3 protein-coding genes and 1 pseudogene are annotated in these 2,323 nt (G+C 54.8%); 1 reads left to right on the top strand and 3 read right to left on the bottom strand.

Annotation, left to right across the window (positions count from 1 at the left end; all coding sequences use genetic code 11):
* Nucleotides 1-290 precede the first annotated feature (290 nt).
* Nucleotides 291-592: pseudogene (locus SNL23_RS25285) on the top strand (oligopeptide/dipeptide ABC transporter ATP-binding protein); the annotation flags it as partial.
* Between the two features lie 217 nt (nt 593-809).
* Here SNL23_RS25285 and SNL23_RS25290 read toward each other — a convergent pair.
* The 3 genes from SNL23_RS25290 to SNL23_RS25300 form a co-directional block, all read right to left on the bottom strand.
* Nucleotides 810-1,238 carry a hypothetical protein gene (locus SNL23_RS25290; RefSeq protein ID WP_318303970.1) on the bottom strand — a complete coding sequence of 143 codons (429 nt, stop codon included), beginning with the start codon at nt 1,236-1,238 and terminating at the stop codon, nt 810-812.
* A 229-nt stretch (nt 1,239-1,467) separates the two neighbouring features.
* Nucleotides 1,468-1,737: a hypothetical protein gene (locus SNL23_RS25295; protein WP_167665268.1), complete on the bottom strand. Its 270-nt coding sequence runs from the start codon at nt 1,735-1,737 to the stop codon at nt 1,468-1,470.
* Nucleotides 1,738-1,849: 112 nt separating this feature from the next.
* The gene (locus SNL23_RS25300) at nt 1,850-2,125 is read right to left on the bottom strand and encodes a hypothetical protein (protein WP_318303971.1); all 276 of its coding nucleotides are present in this window, start codon (nt 2,123-2,125) and stop codon (nt 1,850-1,852) included.
* Between the last annotated feature and the right edge of the window lie 198 nt (nt 2,126-2,323).

A 2,323-nucleotide genomic window follows, 5' to 3' on the forward strand; every position in this document is an offset into this window, starting at 1 on the left:
TCTGAATGTCCTCTAAAGCCCCCTTCTACCTCAATGCTGTTCACTTAAGGAGAAATGGCACTTACCCAGAAATGGGAAGCGCCGTTTTTCTTGGGCTTCGCCACAGCACCGAAAAGCAACAGCCTCGCCGGCTGCTTCTACCCGCTGAATCAGGAGTTGGCGTAATGGTCGTCGTACTTACCGCCCGCGACCTGACCCGTCACTACGAAGTGTCCCGTGACCTGTTCAAGGGCCACGCCCTGGCGCGCGCCCTCAATGGTATGTCGTTTGAACTGGAAGCCGGCAAGGCCCTCGCGGTGGTGCAACACGTCGCCGATGACGTGATGGTGATGTACCTCGGCCGCCCGGTGGGCGTGGATCCCAATACACCCAGGCGCTGCTATCGGCGACCCCGACCATTCATCCGGACCCGAACAAGCCGAAGATCAAGATCGTCGGCGAGCTGCCCAACCCGCTGAACCCGCCATCTGGCTGCGCCTTCCACAAGCGCTGCCCGTACGCGACCCAACTGTGCAGCACCGACGAGCCACTGTTGCGGCCACTCGACAACCGCCAGGTGGCTTGCCACTACGCGGAACAGTTCGTGGCCTGACCCACAAAAAATGCTCTGGGGCTAAGTCCAGGGCATCGACTGTGTTCTACAGCCCCTCTCGCCGGATAGCGCATCTGTCCGGTTTGAGGGGCTTTTTTTAGCGCGCTGTCACCATCACCTGCATCGCTATCATCGTCATCCGGGGGTGTTTGTTGATCATCATCGGCCTTGCACAGCCGTATTGGCCCACGCCGCAGACATGCCCAGTGACGCGTACTTAATCCTCACGAATGGAATCTTTTTGGGCAGTATCAAACGCCTTACAACGTACAAATCCTTCTATTTCATGAGTATGGGGAAGGCTAGGATGTTTGGCCGTGAACTTGAATGCCACAATTGCCAACTCCCGCCTCTCGCTCACAAAGGCACTGACTTTACCGGCGATCCCGTTCCACTTATATCGGTTATAGGAGTTGGGAATATATTCAGCGACCACATTGGCATTTAACGGCGCGTCCATCTCCCAGATTTCTTTACTACCGTGAAACCACAACTGAATGGCCCCACCTTCAACCCCTTTACCGCCGGCCCCCGTCAATACGATGTAAGAGCTGGATCTATACATCCCAACACGACTCGAATCAAAAACCTTTCCGTCAACGCTAAATATCAGCTCGCCTACGGATACCGTTTGTTCAACTGACATAGATAACTCCTTCCACCTTATGGATTTGAAAGAAGAGCTACTTCTCGTCCACTAAAAATAGAAGGAGGATTGACCAACGTCTACTGTCAAATCCGACAGTAGACAATAAGGAAACACGCAACCTGCGGCCGCCTCACCCCAGACTCTTTTGATGTTATTCACTCATGTTTCAATCAAAAAAAAGCCCCGGGTTTAAATCCAGGGCATCGAGTGGGTTTTACAGCGTGTCTCAAGTGTCGCTGTCACCATCACCCGCATCGCTATCATCGTCATCCGGGGGTGTTTGTTGATCATCATCATCCTTGGAGCCGCCCTGGTCCTCGTCACCAGGCTCGGATTCACTTTTGGCCAGCTGCCAACCACCTGCCTGTACCGTCTTCGCTGCCACAAACCCCGTGGAATGGCTTTGCACGGCCGTCGTGGCCCACGCGGAGGACATGCCCAGCGACAACATCACCAGCACTTTGAGCAACAGCACCACACGTTGAAAGATACTCATGGTCGATTTCCGTCCAGTCAGTAAGTAAATCCCGCACGACAGCCTTTTTCCGCCGCCAGCGTTGAAGTTAGTCCCCAAGCAGGGTTTTCGCCAGCGCAGTCCGGCGGCGCACTCAACTATTGCCATCATCGTAGGTTTGGCTGTCTTCACCCTCGTTATCCGGGTTCTCGGCGTCATCACTGCTGGTGGTGCTGGTTTGCGGCTTCCAGCTTCCGGAATTGCTTTCCTTGGTACCGCTGGTCTTGCCTGTGTCCTTCCAGGTCTGGTCCCCTGTAGCGGCCAATAGCATCTCGCCCTGCGCCGGCTGATGCGCCCAGGCTGACGATATCCCCAGGGACGCCAGTGCCAGCACTTTCAATAACAACACGATCCGCAGTAGAACACGCATGCTTATTTTCCTCCTGCCGGTGAGTACATCCCGTACTCAAGACGCTAGTCTCAATGCGCGTGTTTCGCCAATAGAGCTTGAGTATGTACATACCTTGTGCAGAGGGTTCTGTTGGGGTGGGTGGGGTGGGTTGAGTACATATCCGTTTCTTCGGTAACGGCCACCTATGGTTCCGCTCTTACAGCGGGTCACTTTTGG

This window comes from Pseudomonas sp. SED1, from assembly GCF_034044025.1.
Classification (GTDB): domain Bacteria; phylum Pseudomonadota; class Gammaproteobacteria; order Pseudomonadales; family Pseudomonadaceae; genus Aquipseudomonas.